Below are 23,478 nucleotides of genomic sequence, written 5' to 3' on the forward strand. Positions count from 1 at the left end.
AACCAATATGTATGATAAAATAATTACTAATAAAAAAATCAAAAAAAAACTAACAAAACAAATTAATGCTAATTTAAACTACACTTATGAAAAAATTAATAACTAATGGATTACTACTGCTTTTTCTGGTCACTACCAGTTCGATGCAAGCACAGCAGAAAACCGTTAAAGGAACTATAACAGATGGGGACGGTTTGCCCTTATCCGGAGCTTCGGTTATTGTAAAAGGAACGTCAAAAGGAACAGCTGCAGATTTTGATGGACGTTATACAATTACTGTTAGTGAGAATGACATCCTCGTAATGTCTTTTCTGGGTTATATTACCCAAGAACAGGTTGTTAGTGGTAAAACAACTATCGATGTAACACTAACCGAAGACGCTTCAAAACTAGATGAAATTGTCGTTGTAGGTTTTGGTACCCAAAAAAAATCGAACATTAGTGGGGCAGTAACTACGGTGAAAATGGATGAAGTATTGGGAGATAGACCTGTTACAACGGTAAGTACGGCGCTACAAGGTGTAGCAGCAGGTTTACTCGTTGTAAATTCTTCAGGACAACCAGGAAGAAATAATACTTCTATTGAATTAAGAGGGTTTGGATCAATTAATAATGCAACACCCCCATTAATTCTTGTAGATAATGTTGAAATGTCGTTACAGGATATAAACCCTAATGATATTGAAAATGTTTCCATATTAAAAGATGCCGCAGCGTCTTCTATTTATGGTGCTAGAGGTGCTTGGGGAGTTATTTTAATCACGACTAAAAAACCAGAGAGAGATCAAAAAATAAAATTTGATTATAGAAGTACAGTAAGTTTTTCTTCTCCGGTACAATTACCAGAAAAGCCATCAATTTACGAGTTTATTAACGTATTAAAGACAGCTGGAATTACTAACTATTGGTCAAATCAAAGTGTAGACACTTGGCTAGGTTACTTAGAAGATTATAAAGTAAACCCAGGTAACTACCCTACAGGAACCGTTTTAGATGCTGATGGTTTTAACTACCCATTAAAAGAAACGTATCCTATAGAGCAACTTTTAGATAGTCAAGGTACTGTAATTAAACATGATTTCTCTTTTAGTGGAGGAAGTGCAAAATCGTCTTATAGAGTTTCAACTAGTTACAGTGAAGAGGATGGTATTATCGTGACCGATAACGATAGTTTCGATAAATATAATATTAATGCTTTTTTAGATACGGATTTAGGAAAAAAGATAAAATCAACTACAAATATATTTTATAGAAAAAGTGAAAGATCTAATCCTATCGGGAGATATAATCAAGCTATCAATGAGCCTGTATGGTTGCCTACCGGAAATTATACTTTAGAAGATGGTTCTGTATTACCTTTCGATTCTCCAGATAATTTAGAGCGCCTTTTACCACATACTAAAGTTAAAACAGATGTCATACGTATGTTTCAAAAGGTAACTTATGAGCCTATAGATAGATTGAAATTTTCTGGAGAATTTACTTTCGAACGTGGTAACACAACCACTAAAGGATCAAATATTCAATTACGAACAGTGAATAGAGCACAGTATGTACCTAACAATTCTAATCCAGACTTAACCAGTGTAAGCAAAAATTTTAGCGAGTATGAGCAAAACGCTTTTAATTTTTATATCAACTATGGTTTAAGCTTTAATGAGATACATAATATTGATGCTATGGCTGGTTATAATAAGGAAACCAGTTTCTCGAATGGATTTAATATTAATAGGTTAAATTTACTATCAACAGATGTACCGGCTATTGACGCAGCTATTGGAACTATCGATGGTGGTGATTTTTTTACAGAAACAGCGGTTGTTGGCTATTTTGGAAGACTTCAATATAATTTTAAGGAAAAGTATTTTATAGAGGGAAACATAAGACATGATGGCTCCTCTAAATTTCCTAGAAGTGATCGTTACGGTACATTTATATCGTTTTCAGGAGCATGGAATGTTAAAAAAGAATCTTTCTTGGCAGATGCAGATTGGGTTTCTCTATTAAAGTTTAGAGGGTCTTACGGGGAGATTGGCAATCAAGATATTCCAGGAAATCCTTATCCTTACATTTCGCAGTGGAGTCCAAGAGACACTTGGTTGTTAAATGAATCTGGAGTACGTTACACGACTATACAGCCAGGACAATTAGTAAGTCCATCACTAACTTGGGAGACAGCACAAAAAACTAATTTAGCTTTAGATGCAGCATTTTTAAGTAATAGATTATCTACAACTTTTGAGGTTTATCAGAATAGAACCTTAGATATGCTTATTCCCGGTGCAGAACTCCCAGCAGTTTTAGGTACCGATGCTCCGGTAACCAATGCCGGCGATTTAGAAACGAAAGGTTGGGAAGCAGATATAGCCTGGAGAGCAGGTAAAGGTGATTTTAAATATGGACTAAATTTTAACATGTCTAATAACGAAACTAAAATCACAAAGTTCGATAACCCTGCAGGATTATTGACCAACTTTTATGAGGGGCAAACCATTGGAGAAATTTGGGGTTATGTTACAGATGGTTACTATACGATAGATGATTTTGTAGATGGGACTTTAGATGCCAATTTAAATGGTGATAACAGACAACTTAAAGATGGTGTGGTAGCTTTTGAATCTGGAGCTATTCCTTATCCTGGAGATGTTAAATATGTGGATTTAGATGGTGATGGTATTGTAACTGACGGCGAAAATACTTTAGAAAACCCAGGTGATAGAAAAATAATTGGTAATAGTAGAAGAGGTTACATATTTGGTTTAAATGGAAATGCTTCTTATAAAGGTTTCGATTTTTCATTCGCTTTAAGTGGTGTAGGTAAAAGAGACAGAAATCTAACAGGAGCAAAAGCTTGGCCTTATATAGGACAGTTTGATGATATGTTTAAGCATCAATTAGATATATGGACACCAGATAATCAAGATGCTTTTTATCCTAGAATATATGGTAATAATGCTAACTTCTCAGGAGATAGAGGAAATTATGGACATAGTAGAAGAACTCAAACTAAATATTTAAGAGACGCTTCGTATATAAGAATAAACAACATTACGTTGGGGTATTCTTTACCAAGAGATATTTTAGAAAAAATTAAATTTACTAAAATCAGATTGTTTGTAAGTGGTGAAAATTTGCATACGTTTCATCAACTACCAAAAGGTATAGATCCTGATGTAAATGCAGATGGAGCTTATCCCGTTATGAAAAATATAGCAATAGGAGCCCAATTATCATTTTAATTAAAAACTTATAACAATGAAAAATATAAAAACCTTAATAACATTTTCATTACTCCTACTTTTTATAACGGCGTGTAATGATGATTTTTTAGAAAAATTACCACAGGATTCACTTGCGGAAACGAATACGTTTAGTACAAACAGTGCCATACAAGCCTATGCATGGCAATTTTATGAAATGTTTGAAGCACACAATGAAAGAACAGAAATCAGAATCGATGGTGATCTAACTAGAAGGCCAGGTACAGGCTTTGGGTTAAATAGAGAAGCAGATGCTGATTTAATTCAAATAAACACCAATGGTACAGGTAGAGATTATATTTGGGGTAGAGTGACGCTATCCGGGGCATCAGATCAATGGAATGTACCTTACCGCCAAATAAGAGCAGCCAATCTGTTACTTAAAAATGTGCCAGATTCTAACTTAGAACAAATTGACAAAGATCATTGGTTAAGTGTTGGTCTATTTTTTAAGGCATTCAATTATTTCAATTTAATGAAAACGTATGGCGATGTGCCATGGTTGGAAGAATTAGCAACCAATGAATCTGAGGAATTATTCGGACCAAGAACACCCAGAGATGAGGTAGCGGCAAATATTTTGAGAGACTTGTTATGGGCAGAAGCGCATATTAAAGATAATGTGACCTTAGAGAAAAAGGAAGTAGATAAAAGTGTGGTTAACGCACTAATCTCTCAATTCGGATTATTTGAGGGCACTTGGAGAAAATACCATAATTTAAGCAATGCTACTACATATTTGGAAGCAAGTGTTACGGCCTCAGAAAAATTGATAAATGAATTTCCTAACCTTCATCCAAAATTTGATGAACTTCATAATAGTGAATCTTTAAATGGAGTAAATGGCATTATATTATATAAAGAATATAATGAAGAAGAAAACTGGTCTAATATGTCTACAACATTTAGGGCATCAAACTCAACCTGGGATATTACGAGAAAAGGTATCGATAAATTTTTAACTAAAGATGGTCTAAGTGTAACCAATCCTACTACGCCAGAATATCAGGCAGATAGGGATATGTTTGCTGAATTTAGAAACAGGGATAACCGATTACTTTATATGACACCAGCACCATATTTTGTAACCAGAGTTACTAATACCACATGGACATCAACAGGGAACCCAGCAGACGAAGAATATTTTTCGGTTTACGAAAGCATTAGTGATAATCTTCACAAGAGCCTTCCGGACTTAAACTGGAGAGGAAACTTAGTTTCAAGAGTACCTAACTTCAATCAAAATAGAGTTGCTGGTTTTAATAGAACGTTTTCTGGATATAGAGTTTGGAGGCATTATAACCAACACAATACAGGAACTTCTTCAGCTGATTTTGCCGATGCTCCTATATATAGAATGGGTGAAATATTGGTAAATTATGCGGAGGCTACATTTGAACTAGGTCAATTTAACCAATCTATAGCAGATCAAACGATAAACAAGTTGAGAGTTAGGGGAGAAGTAGCACCCATAGTGATAGGAAATATAGATGCAAGTTTTGATCCGACAGGAGACCCAGGTGTAGATCCTGTATTATTTGAAATAAGACGTGAACGTGCTATAGAGCTCATGGCAGAAGGATTCAGAAGAGAAGATTTAAGACGTTGGAAAAAAATGGACTATGCTTCAGAAGTTAAACTAGGCAGATGGATTACAGCAGCTAGTCAGAACAATAGAGTCCCTATCCAAAATGATGCATCCGAAGGGTATGTACAGACTGTACCTGGAACTCCTCCAGCTTTTTCAGATCATTACTATTTGTTTCCATTACCAACCGATCAATTAGTGATTAACCCGCAGTTAGAACAAAACCCAGGATGGTAATAGAATTAACAACAAAAATTATAAGAAGATGAATCATATAAAAAAATATATAAAAAGTGCCTCATTGAGTTTGGCAATGGTCATGCTCCTTTTTTCTTGTACGAACGATGATGGCTATTTTAAAGGAGACATTGTAAAATCAGATCTTGCTCCGGTAGTATCTTTTACCGCATCTGAGACTTCTGTATTTTTCGGAAGTTCAGTAACATTTACTGATACTTCAACGGGCACACCAAGTTTATGGACCTGGAACATGCCGGGAGCAACACCAAGTTACAGTAATGAAGCTAACCCCACTGTTCTTTATCAAAGTGCTGGAGTATATGATGTGACTCTAACCGTGCGTAACGAACATGGTGCCGATGAAACGGTATTAGTAGATTATATTGAAGTAACAGCACCACCAATTGTAGATATTGACACTAAGGCACAAGTGAGATACACATTTGATGATGATAATTTAGATAGTGATCTTGATAAAGGTATACAAGATATCACGGCAACCGCTGGTGGTGCAACTCAATATGCCATTAGACCTGGCGGTGGTGGTGCTTATGTATGTAGTGGATCTAATCCGTTAACCATTCCCGGCTATACCGGAGTAAATGGTGCTGGGTCAAGATCTGTAGCGTTATGGATAAAAACAACCCATGCAGGAACATCAGGTTTAGTACATTGGGGTAATGCTGGTACATTTAGTCGTTCTTCATTTAAGATGCAAAATACTGGTGTTTTACGTTATGAGTACCAAGGGGGCGGACACAATGCTTCAACGGTTGTTAATGATGGAACATGGCATCACGTAGCTTATACCTATGATGGCGATACTATAAAGATATATGTAGACGGTACTGAAGATTTTTCTGTTTCTGGTATAACAGTTATTAATACTGGTAATACAGGAGAGACCGATGTAAATATAGGTTCCCAATTGGGAGGTTCTGTATGGCAAGGAACTATGGATGATGTTAGGATATTTGACACCGTATTAACGCCTGCAGAAGTTTTAACTTTAAGCGAAATTGATTAATAGACATAATCGAATTTTTTGAGTTAGTTTGATTATAATTTTTGAGGGTATTTAAAACTTTAAATACCCTCTTTTATCTAAAATTTAAATGATTTAGTTCGTTTCGTCAGCTTATCATAACCTTTTAAAATACCGCATAATGGATTTAAAATACAAAATATGTCTTGTAATAATATGTGCTGCCTTTTGTTCATGCATTACTAAAGAAAAAGAGCCTGCTAAAAATGCAGAAAAGCCTAACATCATTTATATTTTGGCAGACGACTTAGGGTATGGTGAATTGGGAGCATACGGACAAACAAAAATTGAAACACCAAACATTGACGAATTAGCCTCAAGGGGTATGCTATTTACCCAACATTATTCTGGAGCTCCGGTTTGCGCACCGGCAAGATCTGTTTTAATGACAGGCAAACATATGGGGCATTCTTACATTAGAGGTAATGATGAATGGAATACACGTGGAGAAAAGGGAGATGTATGGAATTATAAAAAAGTAGTTAAAGATTCTACGCTTGAAGGCCAAAGACCATTCCCAAAAGAAACGATTACTATTGCAAGCCTATTAAAGAACTCAGGGTATAAGACAGGTATGTTTGGAAAATGGGGCTTAGGAGCTCCACATACTGAATCTATTCCAACAAAGATGGGTTTTGATTATTTTTTCGGATACAATTGTCAAAGACAAGCACATACGTACAATCCTGTACATCTATATGAAAATGACCTTAGATATCATTTAACAGCCAATGATACCATTGCACCTTCTACAAAACTAGGTAAAGATGAAGACCCTTATGCTCTTGAAAGTTATGAAAAATATAACCAGCCTGTTTATGCTCCGGAAATTTCATTTGAAAAATTAATTTCATTTGTAGACAGCACGAAAGAAGCCCCATTCTTTTTGTACTGGGCAAGCCCTATACCACATGCACCACTTCAAGCACCAAAAAAGTGGGTGGATCATTATGTAGAAAAGTTTGGAGGCGAAGAACCATACTCAGCAAAGTATAAAAAAGGATCAAGAAATGGAGGCTACTTTCCTAACAGATATCCACATGCCACCTATGCGGCCATGATATCTTATTTAGATGAGAATGTGGGAAAACTAGTAGCACATTTAAAAAAGATAGGTAAGTATGATAATACAATAATCATGTTTACATCAGATAACGGACCAACATACAACGGAGGTACAGATTCCCCTTGGTTTAATAGCGGAGGCCCGTTTAATAGTGAATATGGTAGAGGAAAAGGCTTTTTACATGAAGGAGGAATAAGAGTTCCAATGATAGCTTCATGGCCTGGGAAAATAAAAGCTGGTACAACTACCAGTCATATTTCAGCCTTTTGGGATGTTATGCCAACCTTATGTGACATTGCAAAAATAGAATCTCCTAAGGATACAGATGGAATCAGTTTTAAGAATACACTTATAACAGGAAATGAAGAGAACAGCCAAAGGGAACATGAGTATCTATACTGGGAATATCCTGAATATAGCGGTCAGGTTGCGGTGAGAATGGGTAAATGGAAGATCCTTTGGAAAAACATAAAGAAAGGTAATAAAGCCATTGAACTCTATGATTTAGACAATGATTTGGCAGAAACAAATAATATAGCAGATAAACATCCGGAAATAGTTGAAAATTTATTTGAAATTATAAAAAGAGAGCACAAAACCCCGGAAAACGAAACTTTTATAATAAAAGAATTAGAAGCAATCTATAATACAAAATAAAGAAAGCTATGAAACTAAAACAATATATATTCACCTTAAGTTTATTCTTAGTATTTACAAGCTTAACATTATCGGCATGTTCTAAAAAAGATGACGACCCTGTAGATCCTAAGGTAGAAGACCCTAAAGAAGATCCTAAAGATAATACGGACTTTGAAACATTAACGTTTACTCCAAATGAAAGTTTTTTCAGCCCTACAGGTAACTTGTTGGCACATTTAAGAGACAAAACAACAGGTAATGAGTATAATAAAAATGAATATTATGATTATATAACTGATTGGAAAGTACTTACAGATACGATCATTTTTGGTATAGATATAAAAACAGAAGGAGACTTAATTATTAAACCAGAAATGGGAATTCTGGCAAGTCAGGAAGGATCGAAGCTACTTATTTATTTAGATAATAACAGTAAAGAAATTACTTTATCAGCAACGGGTGCGTTAGATACTTATGTTATTCAAAATGAGGTAACTTTTGAAGACGTTTCTGTAGGTTTTCATACCGTTAAGTTGCAGTTAAAATCACTTGAAGATACTAGTATAGGTGTAGGAAACTTAAATAATTTGCATTTAACGGGGCCTGCCGCAAAAAATTCAGAAAATGTGATGCGCCGTTATCGGGCCAAAGCAGTACACTGCAAATGGGAAACAGAAAGTACAAAACCTATTGAAATTAGTGTACACGAACTTACTATTATTAGTAAATCGCAAGATTTTTATCAACCAATAACAACACCTTTCGGATATACAGGTTCAACATGGGATAAAGATACCCAAACATTTGGAGGTTATAATTTTTCACTTTGGTCTTATGGTCAAAATGATCCCGTTCCTCCATTTTATCAGGAAAGTCACTTAATAGCAGTGGGACCTGGCCTTGAATTTGGTTCTTACGGTCATGAAGGTACAGGAGTAAAACCACGGGGGGATCACCCTTATGTTGGAGTTGATACCAATGTTCAAACCATAGCAGTACGTAAAGTTCCTGGAGAAACCTACGACACCTATTGGAGCTATTATTTAGACCCCAATGATGGACATTGGAAATTATATGGTTGTGGTAAAAAATATAATGCCGATGGAGAAATAGAATATTTAACAACCGGAGCATTTGTAGAAGTACCTGGAGGCGCTCATAAAGTTAGAAACGGAAATGTAATAAGTGAAACTCAATATAGAGGCTGGCAAATGGATACTTCGGGAAATTGGCATCCAATTAATACCATGGTTGGTGGCACAGCCCAAAATAATTTGAGTTTTAGAGATTGGAATATTGTAAATAATAAATTCTCTATGCAAATGGGAGGCTGGGGTGAACCTGGAATTGAAAAGAAAACGCTCACATTAAGCAACCCAGATGCAACGCCTGATTACCTAAAAGGAGCATACATCGATGAGTTATACAAAATGCCTGCTACCTTTACGGATAATGCTCCTGTAGAAGTTTTAAACAGATCGGCAAAATTAAGCTTTAATGTATTAGATATGGGAACTGGTGCTTCTGCCGAAATATTTTGGGACACAGAAGAAGGTCTTACCAAAGAAGACAAATGGACTAACAAAATGCCTATAGCAGTTAATAACGGGGTAAATGAGTTTATATTAGATAATCTAGAGCGAAACACTGATTATTATTATAGAATCAAAATCAAAAATGATCAAGGCATAACATGGTCATACGATACACAAAAATTTAAAACAACTAATGTTGATGGTCCTGCAGTAATACCTGTAGCCAATTTTAGTGCAAGTAGCACAAATATAACAGCCAATCAGTCAGTTACTTTTTCAGATACGTCATCAAATTACCCAGACAGTCGCTTGTGGACTTTTGAAGGTGGGACACCAGGTACAAGTACAGATGAGAACCCCGTAATTACTTATAGTACAGCAGGAAATTATGCTGTTACACTAGAGGTTACTAATAGTGCAGGGTCGGATACTAAAACAGAAATGGGGTACATTACAGTTTCAGAAGGAGGTACAGGCACATTACAAGCTCATTATAATTTCGCAGGAAATTTAACAGATGAAACGTCTTATCATAGAGATTTATCTGAAGAAGGAGGCTATACAGCATCCTATACTGCTGATAAAGATTCGAATGCTAATAATGCTTATGAAGCGCCTGGAGAAGGCACCAAGTATTTAACAAATAACAACTATAAAGGTATTGGAACTAATGAAGCACGTACAGTTACGGCGTGGTTTAAAACAACAACAGCAGGCTCAAGAAAAACAATCGTTTCATGGGGGCAAAATTCAGAAGGTAAAATGTTTAATGTCATGATTCATGAGGGTAGAGTTAGAATTGAAGCAGGATCTTGTTCTTTAAGATCTACGACTACAGGGTTAGACGATGATGCATGGCACCATGTAGCAGTTACATACAATTCAGCCGATGGTGACAAGTTGAAAGATGTTAAAGTATATATAGACGGAGCCTTAGATACTAATACTCCTGATGGAACAGGAAATTCATACCGTTCAGAAATCGTTGTTATAAATACAGACATTTCAACAAATAATATACGTATAGGATCGGCAGAATATAATGATAGTTATTTCTGGCAGGGGGCTATTGATGATGTTCGGATTTACTCTGAAACTCTTACCGAATCACAGATTTTAGATATTAAAAATAATTAGTAAAAGTTAAAAACTAGTATTGAATGAAGTGATTTAAACTTTTTGTGTTTCAGTGAAAATTAGACATTTTTTGTTCATTTGAAGGCTTTTTTAAGTTGCATAGTAGAGCTACGGAAGTGAAAAAAGACAAAAAAGGAGCGAAAAAGAGCAATTTTTTAGCAAATGGAAAAAGTTTAAATCACTTCAATATCATTAATGCAATTAAATAATACATTATGAATAGATTCTTGTTAAAAATAACTACTCTTTTTTTAACTCTATGCCCAATAATATACCAAGCTCAAGAGTATAAAAAAATGATGGATGACCCGCAGTATAATGTTTACGATGTTATAAAAAAGGGTCATGCATACTTTAAAGATAAAGACAAAGGCAAAGGATCCGGGTATAAACAATTTCAAAGATGGATTATAGCCAATGAAGATGTTTACTTTCCATCAGGAGATAGAACACAAGCCGATCCCAGATTGATTTATTATTTAGGAAAATCTAAACATGATTTAGAAGCCAGTTTAAAATCATCTAAAAGCAAAATACTAATAGACCCTATTCAAGAAAGTGAATGGGTAGAAATAGGTCCCTTTGTTGAATTAAAAGAACCATTTAGTGAAAAACGAAATGGTAATGGTAGAGTTGATGCCATTTGGGTTGACCCTAGCAATGAAAATCGTATTTATATAGGTTGTCGCGGAGGTGGATTATGGGTGACTACCAACGGTGGTCAAAACTGGACGCCAAAAACAGATGATCTGGGAATTACAGGTATATGGAGTATGGCTGTGAATCCTAATGATTTTAATAATATATATATATCTACAAATGTTGGAGGAAGTGGTAATTATAGTATAGGTATTTTTAAAACTTCTGATGGAGGAAATACCTGGTTGCCAACGGGGTATGCTTTAGATATTACATCTACTTATACCCGAGTTCACAAATTAATTATCAATCCAAATAATACAGATGTGCTGTTTGCAGGAACATCAACAGGGCTTTTAAAATCTACTGATGGATTTCAAACTTATACAACCGTACTTACAGGGAATATAACAGACATTGAATTTAAACCGGGAGACCCTAGTATTGTTTATGCTACAAACAAATCAAATAATACACTGTATAGATCTACAGATGGCGGAGAAACATTTTCTACGACAACGGCTGTAGGGTCTGATCCGCAGGTAGCGGTATCTGCTAATGCACCTAATAATGTATACTTTGCTGGAGATAATACAACTTATAAATCTACAGATAATGGCGTTTCTTTTGTACAAGGCGGTATACCTGACGAAGGAAAAGGCCAATATGGTGGTTTTGCTGTGTCTGACACGAATTCTAACTTAATAATTAATGGAAGTTTAGATACCTATAGATCTACCAATGGAGGTACAAGTTTTACAAAAGTCACCAATTGGATATATAACCAATCAACTGGAGTGGGAGGTAATTTTGTACATGCAGATAACAGGGAAATAGAAGTTGTTAATGGTAACATTTATATGGGAACCGATGGCTGGTTGGTAAAAAGCACCGATGGCGGACTTAACTATGAAATTTTAACCTATGGAGTAGGCAACCATGAAATTTATCAACATGGTATGGGGGTTTCGCAATCTGATGATAACACCCTTGTAATTGGTGTTCAAGACAATGGAACTAGCATTTGGTATGATGGGAAATGGAACCATTGGAAAGGTGGAGATGGTGGTACCAGTATGATTGACCATTCAGATAAAAACATCATTTATGGTTCTTTATTTAATGGTGATTTTAAACGTACTGATACGGGAGGATTAACAAGCGGAAGAGTTGACTTGGGTGATACAAAGCCAGGGACATTACCACCTTTAATTCAGCATCCAACCGAATCTGAAACCATTTTTCTGGGAGAAGGTAGTGGTCAAATCTGGAAATCTATAAATAAAGGCGGAACATGGGACGTTATTGGAGATCTTGGAGTGTCTGATGTTATTGACGAAATGGCTATCTCGCCGTCAGACCCAAATTATATCTACACATCTGTAAAAAACAGAATTTGGAGAACGACCGATGGTGGCACTAATTGGTCTGAAATAACTGGTACATTGCCTAGTTTTGTCATTAAGGGTATTGCCATTGATTATGATGATCCAAACCATGTATCGGTTTGCTTTACAGGGTATGGTGCTAATACAAAATCTTATGAAACGACAGATGGAGGAACAACATGGTCTAACAATTCAACAGGACTTCCAAACCTAACAACATCTGATATTGTTTATGGGAATTCTTCAAACAATGCCCTTTATATTGCTACGGATATTGGGGTTTATTACACCGATGATTCTTTATCCGAATGGAAAGCATTTGGGTTAGGTTTACCAAACGTCGTTGTAAATGATCTTGAAATACAGCATAGTAGCCAGCGTCTATATGCCGCTACATGGGGACGTGGCGTATGGAGTGCAGAACTTGTAGGGGAAGAAGAACCGCCAACAAGTCGTTTTGGAGTTGATTTTCAAGACGTTTACGAGGGAGATACTTTAAATTTTATAGATAAATCCATTGGGTTTCCATCCTCTTGGAGCTGGACCTTCGAAGGTGGTACTCCAAATACGAGTACAGAACAAAATCCAAGTATTGTATACAATACTGCCGGAGTATATAAAGTAACATTAACGGTTACTAATGATTATGGTACAGATACCAAAGAAGAAGTGGGGTATATAACGGTTAATGAAAAACTTCCGCCTGTGGCCGATTTTACCTCTGATGTACAAACCGTTTTCGATGGCAATTTTATAAACTTTAGTGATACATCTCAAAATATCCCTACGTCTTGGAGTTGGACTTTTGAGGGCGGTACTCCCAGTACTAGTACAGAACAAAACCCGATAGTTAACTATAGTACTATTGGAACTTATAAAGTTAGTTTAACAGCCACCAATCAGTTTGGTTCTAATACCAAAGAAGTTGTTGACTATGTTACAGTAACAGAAAATCAAGGTTCCGGACCATTGCAAGCACATTTTAATTTCCAAAGTGATTTAAAAGATGCTTCAACCTATAAGAGAGATTTAATTGTTCAAGGGACCAATGGGATCACTTACGTTGATGATCATTTCGGAAACCCAGAAAGTGCTTATCAAATACTAAGTGGACAATATCTTGAAAATTCATATACAGGTATTGGAGGTACCGGAGCACGTACCATAACAGCATGGATTAAAACAACAACAGCAGGAAGTAGAAAAACAGTAGTGTCTTGGGGAGAAAATCAACCAGGGCAAATGTGGAATGTCATGGTTGAAAATGGAAATATTCGTATGGAAGGGGGAGGCTGTAATGTTCAAAATGATGATTCTACAGTAGAACGTCTTGATAATAATACTTGGAGACACATAGCAGTGACATACGATTCATCTGATGGCACGATAATGAACACCATAAAATTATATATTGATGGTCAATTTTATGCTAATCAACCAGATAGTGGAGATTCATTCAATTCAGAAAATACAACTATAAACACTAGTACAGCTACAACTATTAGAATTGGTAGTGCTGCATATAATGCAAATTATGATTGGTTAGGAGAATTAGACGATGTCAGGATTTATTCAACGGCACTCTCGCAAGAACAGATTAACACAGTTATGAATGAAGCTCCTAATACGCCTCCTATAGCTGACTTTACAACAAATAAAACGGCCGTTTTTATAGGTGAAGATGTTTTATTTAATGATATATCATCAGGATCACCAACAAGCTGGTCATGGGTATTTACAGGAGCCATTCCTGCTGTTTCTATTGAGCAATCTCCAACGGTTACATATGATACTGAAGGTACTTATGAGGTATCATTATCTGTAACTAATGCCTTTGGAAATGATACTAAAACGATAACAGATTATATCACCGTAACGATACCACCACCACCTACAGCTAATTTTACTGCAGATGTCACTGAGATCTGGGAAGGCGCTCAGGTCAATTTTACAGATCAGTCTACGGATAACCCTACAGAATGGGATTGGACTTTTGAAGGAGGAACACCATCTACAAGTACAGAACAAAACCCGGTTATAACGTACAGTACAGAAGGGCTTTATAAAGTGACTTTAACAGCTATAAATGCACAAGGCTCTAACACTAAGGAAACTGTAGATTATATCTTAGTTAAAAAACCAATAGAAGTTAATGTAAGCCAAGATAATTATACTGTAGCCGTAACAAGTGAGACCTGTAGAAGTAGTAATAATGGAAAAATTAATATAACACCAATAGCCGACTATCCATATACTGCAAACATAACTGGGAATAGTGTAAATAGCTCTCAAGAATTCAGCATAAGCTTGCCTTTATCAATAGACAATTTAGCTGCTGGAGTTTACACTATTTGTATAACTATTGCTGACGCTCCAAATTATGAACAATGTTTTACTATACAAGTGAGCGAACCAGAAAATTTGAGTGTCTACTCTAAAGTATCAGATACAAAAGATTCTGTATCATTAGATTTGTCTGGGGCCAAATCATATAATATTTATTTAAACGGTAAAATAACATCTACTAAACAAAGTAACATTAGCTTAGATTTAGAAGTGGGTAAATTCAATGTTTTAAAGGTATTCACAGACAAAACTTGCCAAGGGATTCATGAAGAAATATTTGATTTTAGAGGAGAAACTTACTTTTTTCCAAACCCTACGAAGCATAAAGTAAATATTATTTTAAGTGAAGCTTTTCAAAAAAGTAAATCATTAGATATTTCAATTTCTACCATTACAGGTAAAATAGTTTATAAAGAGGAAATTAAAGAACAATCTAAATTATTAGAAATTCCATTAGATGAACTGTCTAAGGGCGCTTATTTTATTAATGTTTCAAGTAAGGGTCTATCTAAAATTCATAAAATGATTAAGTTATGAGAAAGTATTTATTATATATATATTTAGGAGCCATAGTATTTAACTGCGGTGGTGGTTCTGATGATCCAGAACCAACTCCAACTCCAAAGAACCCAGAAGCTGCAAGTTTAGTATACCCTGAGCAAAATTCTGAATGTACAACGGGAACAAACGTTACTGCTACAAATAGCACAGTAGAGTTTGAATGGGATACAAGTACGAATACAGACACTTACGAGCTAACACTTAAAAACTTAGTAACAACAGACGAAACAAAACATACGTCTTCTACAAATAAAATAAGTCTTGAATTATTAAAAGCGACCCCTTATTCCTGGTATATAATTTCTAAATCGAACAGTGTAACCAATACTGCACAAAGCCAAACATGGAAATTTTATAATGCCGGTGATGGCGTTATTTCTTATGCTCCCTTTCCTGCAGAGGTTATTGCTCCTGTTAATGATGCCAATATCGCAACTACAGATAAAGTGACTTTAGATTGGAACGGAAGCGATGTTGATAATGATATTGCTGCTTATGATGTTTATTTTGGAACCACAGCATCTCCGCCATCTTTTAAAACAAATCAGTTGGAGAGTTTGTTAGAAGATGTCTCGGTAACGTCGGCAACTACGTATTATTGGTATATAATTACTAAAGACGAACAAGGAAATAACTCGCAATCTGAAACTTTTAAATTCACAATAAATTAAAAAGAACACGCCCATTTCTCTTTGAAAAGTATATGTATAAACACAAACCCTTACTTATAAATAGTGGCTATTAATAATCAATTAAAAATATAAAACTATGATTTTAAAAACTACTTTTTTTAAACAGACACTTACATTGACCATAATGTTTGCTCTTATAAGTACTGGGGTATTTTCCCAAACTTTAGAAGCACATTACAACTTTTCGAATAATTTAGATGATTCCTCAATAAATGGTAGAAATTTAACAAAGACAGGTAGTGCTTTAAAAACATTTACTACCGATAACTACGCAAATACTATAAGTGCTTTTGATGCTTATGATGCCACCGGAGAATATTTAGTAGCAACGGGTTACAAAGGCATCTCTGGAAATGGAGAAAGAACAGTTACGGCTTGGATTAAATTAAGAGCAGGAGGAAATAGAAGAACCATTGTTTCTTGGGGGCAAAACTCAGGAGGACAAATGTTTAATGTCATGATACATAGCGGAAGAATTCGAGTTGAAGGAGGAAGTTCAAGTATTTTAAGTGAAGGAATTGTTCCTAATGGAAGTTGGCATCATGTAGCCGTAACTTTTAACCCAACTACAGATGGGGCTAAATTATCGTCTTGTAAAATGTATATTGATGGTGCGTTACAAACAATTAACTCATCTTTTAACCCTGGAACTGTTTTAAATACAGATGCTGCTACGAATGATGTTCGAATAGGAGAAGCGGTTTATAGTACGACACATTTTTTTAGAGGAGAACTAAACGATGTTCGTGTTTATTCTGGTGAACTCACGATTGCTCAAGTAGCTACAGTGATGTCTGGAAGTACACTGAATATATCAGATAATAGAGTAACAAAAACATTTAAAGCATACCCTAATGCTGTCACTGATGTGTTAACTATTAAATCATCTTTAACAAATAAATTGAATGTTTCTGTTTATAATATGTTAGGAGCTTTAGTTAAGGTAACGGTTTCAGATAATAATAATGGTCAAGCGAAGGTAGACATGAATCATTTATCGTCTGGATTATATCATATTATTGTTGAAGCTGAAGGGAATCGTTCAGGTTTAAAAATTGTAAAAAATTAGATGGGTTCAATACCAAATAATCCGGGTTAAAGAGAAGAATTCTTTTTGTATGATTTTAAAAGAATGCTTAAATGTCAAAATTAATTAAATATATTGCTGAGGTATAAATAACAAATTAATACATAAATGAATTTAAAACATAGTATTATAGTTGGGATAAAGAAAATGACATGGTTACTAGTGGTTAGTACGCTTTTAACGGTTTCATGCTCAAAGGATAATGATGTGACAGATCCGGTTGTTGAAGAACCTGACCCTACACCAGAAGTCGATGTATGGACAGTAAATAAAACAAATCAGTACGCTTTAAATGTCGTGTTTTTTAAACCAGCAGATTTTAATGCCGATGCAACGCTAATAAACCAAGTAAGTGATGTGATGCTCTTTATTCAAAAATGGTATGAAAAGCAGATGGAACTACAAGGTTTTGGTAAAAAAACATTTGGATTAATAACAAACCAACATGATAAAGTAAGAGTTCACTTAGTAGAAGGAAAACAACCAAGTAGTTTTTATGATGGACATTCTGAAATTGTAAATGAAATAGACCAATATTTTGTCAGTAATCCAGGCTATAAGTCAGGTAAACATATCTTTGTTTTAGGACAAAGAGATAGTGGTGTTCCTTTTTATGGTATAGGGAAAACAGCTTTTGCAACATCAGAAAATTTTAGTCTTACTACTACTGGAAAATCTGTAGGCGATCTTGAATTAAAAAATTGCCACCTCCTTGGAGGCATCATGCATGAGTTGGGGCATGGTCTTAATTTACCACATTGTGCACATAAAGCATCAGATTTGCCAAAAGTGTCATTAATGTCATTTGGAAACCACACTTATCAAGAAGGTAAGGAAGACTTGGTTTTTTTAACAAAATCAGATTGTGCCATTTTAAATGTTAGCGAAGTTTTTAACACAAAAGACAAGCAATATTATAATACAGAACCCACCGTAACCATGGAAGAATATTCAGTTAAAAAAGATGCTACAAAACAAGCCACTATTGTACAGGGATTGTTTACTTCTGATGTAAAAGCAAATCACATATATGTAGGTCACAATGGATACCCTCTTGAAGGAGGTTATGATAATATTACTTTTACAACAACAGTAGCAGAAACAAGTAACACAAATGAATACTCTTTTTATTTAGAAATGCCTTATTCCGATATTTTTAATGGATATCAAGCTAAAGACCTTTTAGAATTATCTATGGTTGTCGTTACAGAAAATGGTAATAAAAATATTCCTGTAAAATATGATTACACTATAGATGTTTTATCTCCAGAGCCTAATGATGATATTCTTAAGGATTACACACCATTTGTTTTTTCAAATAGATCTAGTTGGACAATATCGGCGAATTCAACAGGACCAAATAGAGCAGCTATAGATATGATTGATGGACAATATTCAACATATTGGCACTCATCATGGCAGTACGTCATAGGTACCAATGGCAATCATCAAGTAAATATAGACATAAATACACCAAAAGATATTAATGGAATTTATCTTCATTCAGATAGACCCGGAACCCAATATAGGCCAAAGCATATAATTGTAGAAACGAGTAGCGATAAAATTAACTGGGTTGTTACAAAGGAAATGGATATAGCAACAATCGGTTCTGCAAGAGAAGTCTTTATAAATTTTGACAATCAAGTTAATGCACGGTATATTAAACTAATTGTAAGCGAAGTTCATGCTGGTAATGCAGAAGAAAATTTAATATTTAGTGAGGTTGATATATTTTAATATTAAAATAAAATACAGAATATGATTTACAAAAATTTAAGGATAAAATATATATTTATTATAAGCATTGGCATTAGTTTGGTTTCTTGTAACCTTTTTCATAACCGTCAATCAAAAATAGAGAATAAGCCAAACATCATATTTGTTTTGGTTGATGATTTAGGTTGGAGCGATTTAAGCTTTATGGGTAACCCGGTTTATGAAACGCCTAATTTAGATAAATTATCGAATGAAGGTGTCATGTTTACAAATGCGTATGCTCCTGCGGCAAATTGTGCGCCTAGCAGAGCTTGTATTATGTCTGGAAAAAACACACCAAGGCACGGTATTTATACGGTCGGTTCTTCCAAAAGAGGTAAGTCAAAAGATAGAAAGATAGTTCCGACACCAAATATAAAAACGTTAAGAGATAATTTTATAACACTTGCGGAAGTCTTAAAAAACAGTGGATATACAAATGCGTCCATGGGAAAATGGCATTTAAGTGAAGACCCAAAAACTCAAGGATTCGATATTAATATTGGCGGATCGCATGCAGGGCATCCAAAGTCCTATTTTAGTCCATATAGAAATAAGAATTTAGAGGACGGCATAAAAGGGGAGTATTTAACAGATAGATTGACTAATGAAGCTATTGGTTTTATAAAAAAGAACAAGAAAAAACCATTTTTCCTTTACTTACCATATTTTACGGTACATACGCCTTTACAAGGAAAGCAAAATTTAGTTGAGAAATATAAAACTAAAATTAATGGAGACAAAAGGTTTAGCGCTAGGTATGGTGCTATGGTCGAGAGTATGGATGAAAACGTTGGCAGATTAATGCATGCGTTAAAAGAATTTAAAATAGAAGAAAACACCATGGTTATTTTTATGTCTGATAATGGGGGACTGGCTTCGGTTTCTTCCCAATTTCCTTTAAGAGGTGGTAAAGGTTCTTATTATGAAGGCGGGATACGGGTGCCTTGTATTATTAAATGGCCAAATAAAATTAAAGAAGCAAAAAAAACAGACACCCCAATAACGGGTTTAGATATTTTTCCAACATTAAGAGATATTGTTGGTGATTCAACAGATAATAGTTTGGACGGGATGTCATTATTACCACTTTTGGCTGAAAATAAAAGTATAGAAGAACGCTCTTTGTTTTGGCATTTTCCAATCTATTTAGAAAGTGTTAACCCAAAGGAAGAAGAAGCCAGAGATTCATTGTTTAGAACACGTCCTGGTAGTGTTATTAGAAAAGGAAAATGGAAACTTCATGAATACTTTGAAGATGGTGATATGGAACTTTATAATTTGGAAACAGATATAGGAGAAAGAACAAACCTGTTTGAAGAAAATCCAGATAAGGCAAAAGCACTATATGATGAATTAGAAGCATGGCGAATAAAAACTAATGCACCTATACCAACTGAATTAAATCCAGCTTATCAACCTAAATAAGGTATTACTCTAACCTAAAATGACGCATCTAATTCGTTTCTTTAAAAAGTAATTCAAATTATTTATGCGTCATTTTGAAATTTAAATGATGTAACTTAAAAAAAACAGAAACTTTGTTTGAATAAAAGAGATGTAAATCATGAATCGTAGAAATTATATTAAAACATTTTTAATTGGATCTGTATTGCCCATAACATCTGGTTATGGATTTCCTAAAATTACAGGCAACTATTTTACAAATTCTAAACCTGTAAAGTTTAAGAGTGAGTGGCATTTATGGAATGACATGAAATGGGTTGGACCACAATATTGGGGTAATAGGTTGCAAGATTGGGTTTTAAAAAACGGACAAGTTAGATGCGCACTTCAAGGAAAAAATAGAAACTTACATTTACTAACAACACAAAACCTTAACGGAGAGGCGCAATTTGAGACCAAAGTAACCATATCAATAATTGATGCTAAAATAGTCAACCATAAAAAGGGGTGCTTTGGTATTAGGCTTGGCGCTAAAGGACGTTATGATGATTATCGATCTGCTGCTGTTTTTGGAAAAGGACTTGACATAGGGCTTGATTTAAATGGTGATTTAATATTTGGTGATCAAGTTTTTAAAACTGGGTTTGTTGAATTGCCAAAACATTTTACACTTCAAGTTATCGTTGAAAATAAAGACAATAAAAACCAAAAAATAAAAGTAAATGTATTAAATCCAATTTCTGACGCAGTACTTTATACAGTTAAAAATTTAGAAGTACCTCACGTTAATCTCAAAGGAAATTTTGCCTTGTTATCTCATATTGATAGTAACAACAAAAACAAGCATGAACCATTTATTGGTTTTGAAAATTGGAGCATAAATTCAGAATCACTGTATTTTAATGAAAACAATATTTTCGGGCCTATTTGTTTTGCACAATATACGCTGCACAGAAACAAATTGAAAATTACAGCACAATTAGCTCCTGTAGAGGAAATTAAAGGACATAAAGTGCTTTTACAATTTAAAAAAGGAAATGACTGGGTTACTCAAGAAGAAAAAGAAATAACAAATGCTGGTCGAGCAGTTAATTTTTCGATTACTAACTGGAACGAAGATGATAACGTTACATACAGAATTCGTTTAAAACTTCCCTTAAAAGAAGGTTGGCATCATTATGATTTTGAAGGAACTATTCAAGTAGAACCAACGCATGTTGATATTGTAAAGGCTGCAGTTTTTAGTTGTAATTGTGATTATGGTTTTCCAGATGCAGATGTAAATACTAGTATTTCAAAGTTAAACCCAGATATTTGTTTGTTTCTTGGTGATCAGTTTTATGAAGGATCTGGAGGGTTTGGTGCACAGTTTACAGGTGATTCCGATAAAATTTGTCTAGATTATTTAAGAAAATGGATGATGTTCGGTTGGTCTTACCGTGAGATATTTAGACATAGGCCTTGCGCGATCATTCCAGATGATCATGATGTATATCATGGAAATATTTGGGGGGAATCTGGTAAATTAGCCGATAATAGTAAAGGCTTTGGAGCTTCCTCACAAGATAGTGGAGGTTATAAAATGAGTCCAGAATGGGTGAATATGGTACAGTTTACACAAACGAGTCATTTACCAGATCCTTATGATGCAACGCCAGTTAAAAATAGTATAGGTGTTTATTATACGCATTGGAACTATGGAGGCATCAGTTTTGCAATTTTAGAAGACAGAAAATTTAAATCGGCCCCAGCTCATGTTTTACCAGAAGAAGCAAAAGTGAATAATGGTTGGATCATGGCTGATGATTTTGATATCAAGCAATATAGAGATTTAGATGCAGAATTATTAGGAAAAAGACAAGAAGACTTTTTAGAAAATTGGGTACAGGATTGGTCTAATAAGGCACAAATGAAAGTTGTTTTATCTCAAACTAATTTTGCAACAGTAGCAACACTTCCTAAGGAAGCAAAAACAGGTGCTGTGATACCTAAATTATATGTGCCAGAGATTAACGAATATATAAAAGGCGATAAGGCTACTGTGGATATGGATTCAAATGGGTGGCCCTCTAATAAAAGAGATAAAGCAGTAGAAATTATTCGTAAAGCTTTTGCTTTTCATATTGCTGGCGATCAACATTTGGCGTCATTTATTCAATATGGATTAGACGAATTTGGCGATAGTGGTTATGCATTTGCAGGGCCAGCTTTAAATAATATATGGCCTCGTAGGTTTTGGCCGCCTGTAGATAGTTCTAAACATACTTATGAAAACCCAGCATATACCGGAAATCATTTGGATGGTTTTGGTAATAAAATGACTGTAAAAGCGGTAGCTAATCCGCATAATATGCATAAAGAACCAAAAATATTGCATAATAGAGCTGTTGGTTATGGCATAGTGACTTTTAATAAAAAGGAAAGAACAATTAAAACAGAATGTTTTCAAAGATTTAAAGATCCTGAAGAAGAAAAAGCACTATATCCTGGATGGCCACAAACTATTTCTCAAGAAGCTAATTATGGACGTAAAGCCATTGCATATTTACCAGAAATAAAGATTAAAGGGTTAAAAAATCCAGTGATTCAAATTATTGAAGAATCGAACAATGAAATTCTTTATTCTTTAAGATTAAATAAGAATGTTTACAAGCCTAAAATATTTAACACCTCTTTTAAATATACAATTAAAGTAGGAGAACCAGATTTAAATATATGGCAAGAAAAAAACAGTATGACAACAGAAAGTGATTCTGCAATTTTTAATTTTTAATCGCAAAGAATTCTCCGTAGGCTTGCCTCGGGGTTTCCATTGAAATTGTCATTCTCGCGAAATCGAAGATTCATGAATACAAAAATTTGAAATTAGTATCTATGAATAAAATGGGAAATGCAAAGCATTCACGATTTCCTGTTTAATGAAATAAAATGCATGAGTAATCTAAATAAAAGAATTTCGGTTTTTGACTTAATGGTCAAAAACCGAAATTCTTTTATTACTTTTTTAGAGCAAAGGTTTTTTTATCTTTTGTATTTAGATTTCATTTTTGTTATTTTGAGTATTCTACTTATTGGCAGGTCGGAAACAGA

The 23,478-nt window shown here is 34.6% G+C and carries 11 protein-coding genes; all 11 read left to right on the plus strand.

All coding sequences use genetic code 11. From position 1 onward, the window contains the following. Positions 1 to 86: 86 nt before the first annotated feature. The 11 genes from Q4Q47_RS15090 to Q4Q47_RS15140 all read left to right on the plus strand — a co-directional run bounded on the left by Q4Q47_RS15090 (position 87) and on the right by Q4Q47_RS15140 (position 23,161). Positions 87 to 3,239 (plus strand): SusC/RagA family TonB-linked outer membrane protein, encoded by a 3,153-nt coding sequence (locus tag Q4Q47_RS15090; RefSeq protein WP_303307466.1) that lies wholly within the window; start codon positions 87 to 89, stop codon positions 3,237 to 3,239. Positions 3,240 to 3,255: 16 nt separating this feature from the next. Beyond that, positions 3,256 to 5,085 (plus strand): RagB/SusD family nutrient uptake outer membrane protein, encoded by a 1,830-nt coding sequence (locus tag Q4Q47_RS15095; RefSeq protein ID WP_303307467.1) that lies wholly within the window; start codon positions 3,256 to 3,258, stop codon positions 5,083 to 5,085. A gap of 28 nt (positions 5,086 to 5,113) precedes the next feature. Then, the gene (locus tag Q4Q47_RS15100; protein WP_303307468.1) at positions 5,114 to 6,115 is read left to right on the plus strand and encodes a LamG-like jellyroll fold domain-containing protein; all 1,002 of its coding nucleotides are present in this window, start codon (positions 5,114 to 5,116) and stop codon (positions 6,113 to 6,115) included. A gap of 139 nt (positions 6,116 to 6,254) precedes the next feature. Then, the gene (locus Q4Q47_RS15105) at positions 6,255 to 7,856 is read left to right on the plus strand and encodes an arylsulfatase (RefSeq protein WP_303307469.1); all 1,602 of its coding nucleotides are present in this window, start codon (positions 6,255 to 6,257) and stop codon (positions 7,854 to 7,856) included. Positions 7,857 to 7,864: 8 nt separating this feature from the next. Continuing rightward, positions 7,865 to 10,510, plus strand: coding sequence for a DUF3472 domain-containing protein (locus tag Q4Q47_RS15110; RefSeq protein ID WP_303307470.1), 2,646 nt, complete (start codon positions 7,865 to 7,867; stop codon positions 10,508 to 10,510). Between the two features lie 215 nt (positions 10,511 to 10,725). After that, entirely contained in the window at positions 10,726 to 15,420 is a 4,695-nt protein-coding gene (locus tag Q4Q47_RS15115) for a PKD domain-containing protein (RefSeq protein WP_303307471.1), read from the plus strand. Then, positions 15,417 to 16,115 carry a hypothetical protein gene (locus Q4Q47_RS15120; RefSeq protein WP_303307472.1) on the plus strand — a complete coding sequence of 233 codons (699 nt, stop codon included), beginning with the start codon at positions 15,417 to 15,419 and terminating at the stop codon, positions 16,113 to 16,115. The genes Q4Q47_RS15115 and Q4Q47_RS15120 overlap by 4 nt, the downstream gene beginning before the upstream one ends. A 97-nt stretch (positions 16,116 to 16,212) precedes the next feature. Next, the gene (locus Q4Q47_RS15125) at positions 16,213 to 17,205 is read left to right on the plus strand and encodes a LamG-like jellyroll fold domain-containing protein (protein WP_303307473.1); all 993 of its coding nucleotides are present in this window, start codon (positions 16,213 to 16,215) and stop codon (positions 17,203 to 17,205) included. Between the two features lie 126 nt (positions 17,206 to 17,331). Further along, positions 17,332 to 18,963 (plus strand): discoidin domain-containing protein, encoded by a 1,632-nt coding sequence (locus Q4Q47_RS15130; RefSeq protein WP_303307474.1) that lies wholly within the window; start codon positions 17,332 to 17,334, stop codon positions 18,961 to 18,963. Positions 18,964 to 18,984: 21 nt separating this feature from the next. Then, complete coding sequence (locus Q4Q47_RS15135; protein WP_303307475.1) at positions 18,985 to 20,409, plus strand: sulfatase; 1,425 nt, start codon at positions 18,985 to 18,987, stop codon at positions 20,407 to 20,409. Positions 20,410 to 20,548: 139 nt separating this feature from the next. Next, entirely contained in the window at positions 20,549 to 23,161 is a 2,613-nt protein-coding gene (locus Q4Q47_RS15140) for an alkaline phosphatase D family protein (protein ID WP_303307476.1), read from the plus strand. Positions 23,162 to 23,478 lie beyond the last annotated feature (317 nt).

Origin of the sequence: Flavivirga spongiicola, from assembly GCF_030540825.1 — a bacterium.
GTDB classification, from domain to species: domain Bacteria; phylum Bacteroidota; class Bacteroidia; order Flavobacteriales; family Flavobacteriaceae; genus Flavivirga; species Flavivirga spongiicola.

What these genes read in the sequence shown, in the direction of transcription:
- Q4Q47_RS15090 (WP_303307466.1), top strand. Translation starts at nt 87, where the DNA reads ATGAAAAAATTAATAACTAATGGATTACTACTGCTTTTTCTGGTCACT.
- Q4Q47_RS15095 (WP_303307467.1), top strand. Translation starts at nt 3,256, where the DNA reads ATGAAAAATATAAAAACCTTAATAACATTTTCATTACTCCTACTTTTT.
- Q4Q47_RS15100 (WP_303307468.1), top strand. Translation starts at nt 5,114, where the DNA reads ATGAATCATATAAAAAAATATATAAAAAGTGCCTCATTGAGTTTGGCA.
- Q4Q47_RS15105 (WP_303307469.1), top strand. Translation starts at nt 6,255, where the DNA reads ATGGATTTAAAATACAAAATATGTCTTGTAATAATATGTGCTGCCTTT.
- Q4Q47_RS15110 (WP_303307470.1), top strand. Translation starts at nt 7,865, where the DNA reads ATGAAACTAAAACAATATATATTCACCTTAAGTTTATTCTTAGTATTT.
- Q4Q47_RS15115 (WP_303307471.1), top strand. Translation starts at nt 10,726, where the DNA reads ATGAATAGATTCTTGTTAAAAATAACTACTCTTTTTTTAACTCTATGC.
- Q4Q47_RS15120 (WP_303307472.1), top strand. Translation starts at nt 15,417, where the DNA reads ATGAGAAAGTATTTATTATATATATATTTAGGAGCCATAGTATTTAAC.
- Q4Q47_RS15125 (WP_303307473.1), top strand. Translation starts at nt 16,213, where the DNA reads ATGATTTTAAAAACTACTTTTTTTAAACAGACACTTACATTGACCATA.
- Q4Q47_RS15130 (WP_303307474.1), top strand. Translation starts at nt 17,332, where the DNA reads ATGAATTTAAAACATAGTATTATAGTTGGGATAAAGAAAATGACATGG.
- Q4Q47_RS15135 (WP_303307475.1), top strand. Translation starts at nt 18,985, where the DNA reads ATGATTTACAAAAATTTAAGGATAAAATATATATTTATTATAAGCATT.
- Q4Q47_RS15140 (WP_303307476.1), top strand. Translation starts at nt 20,549, where the DNA reads ATGAATCGTAGAAATTATATTAAAACATTTTTAATTGGATCTGTATTG.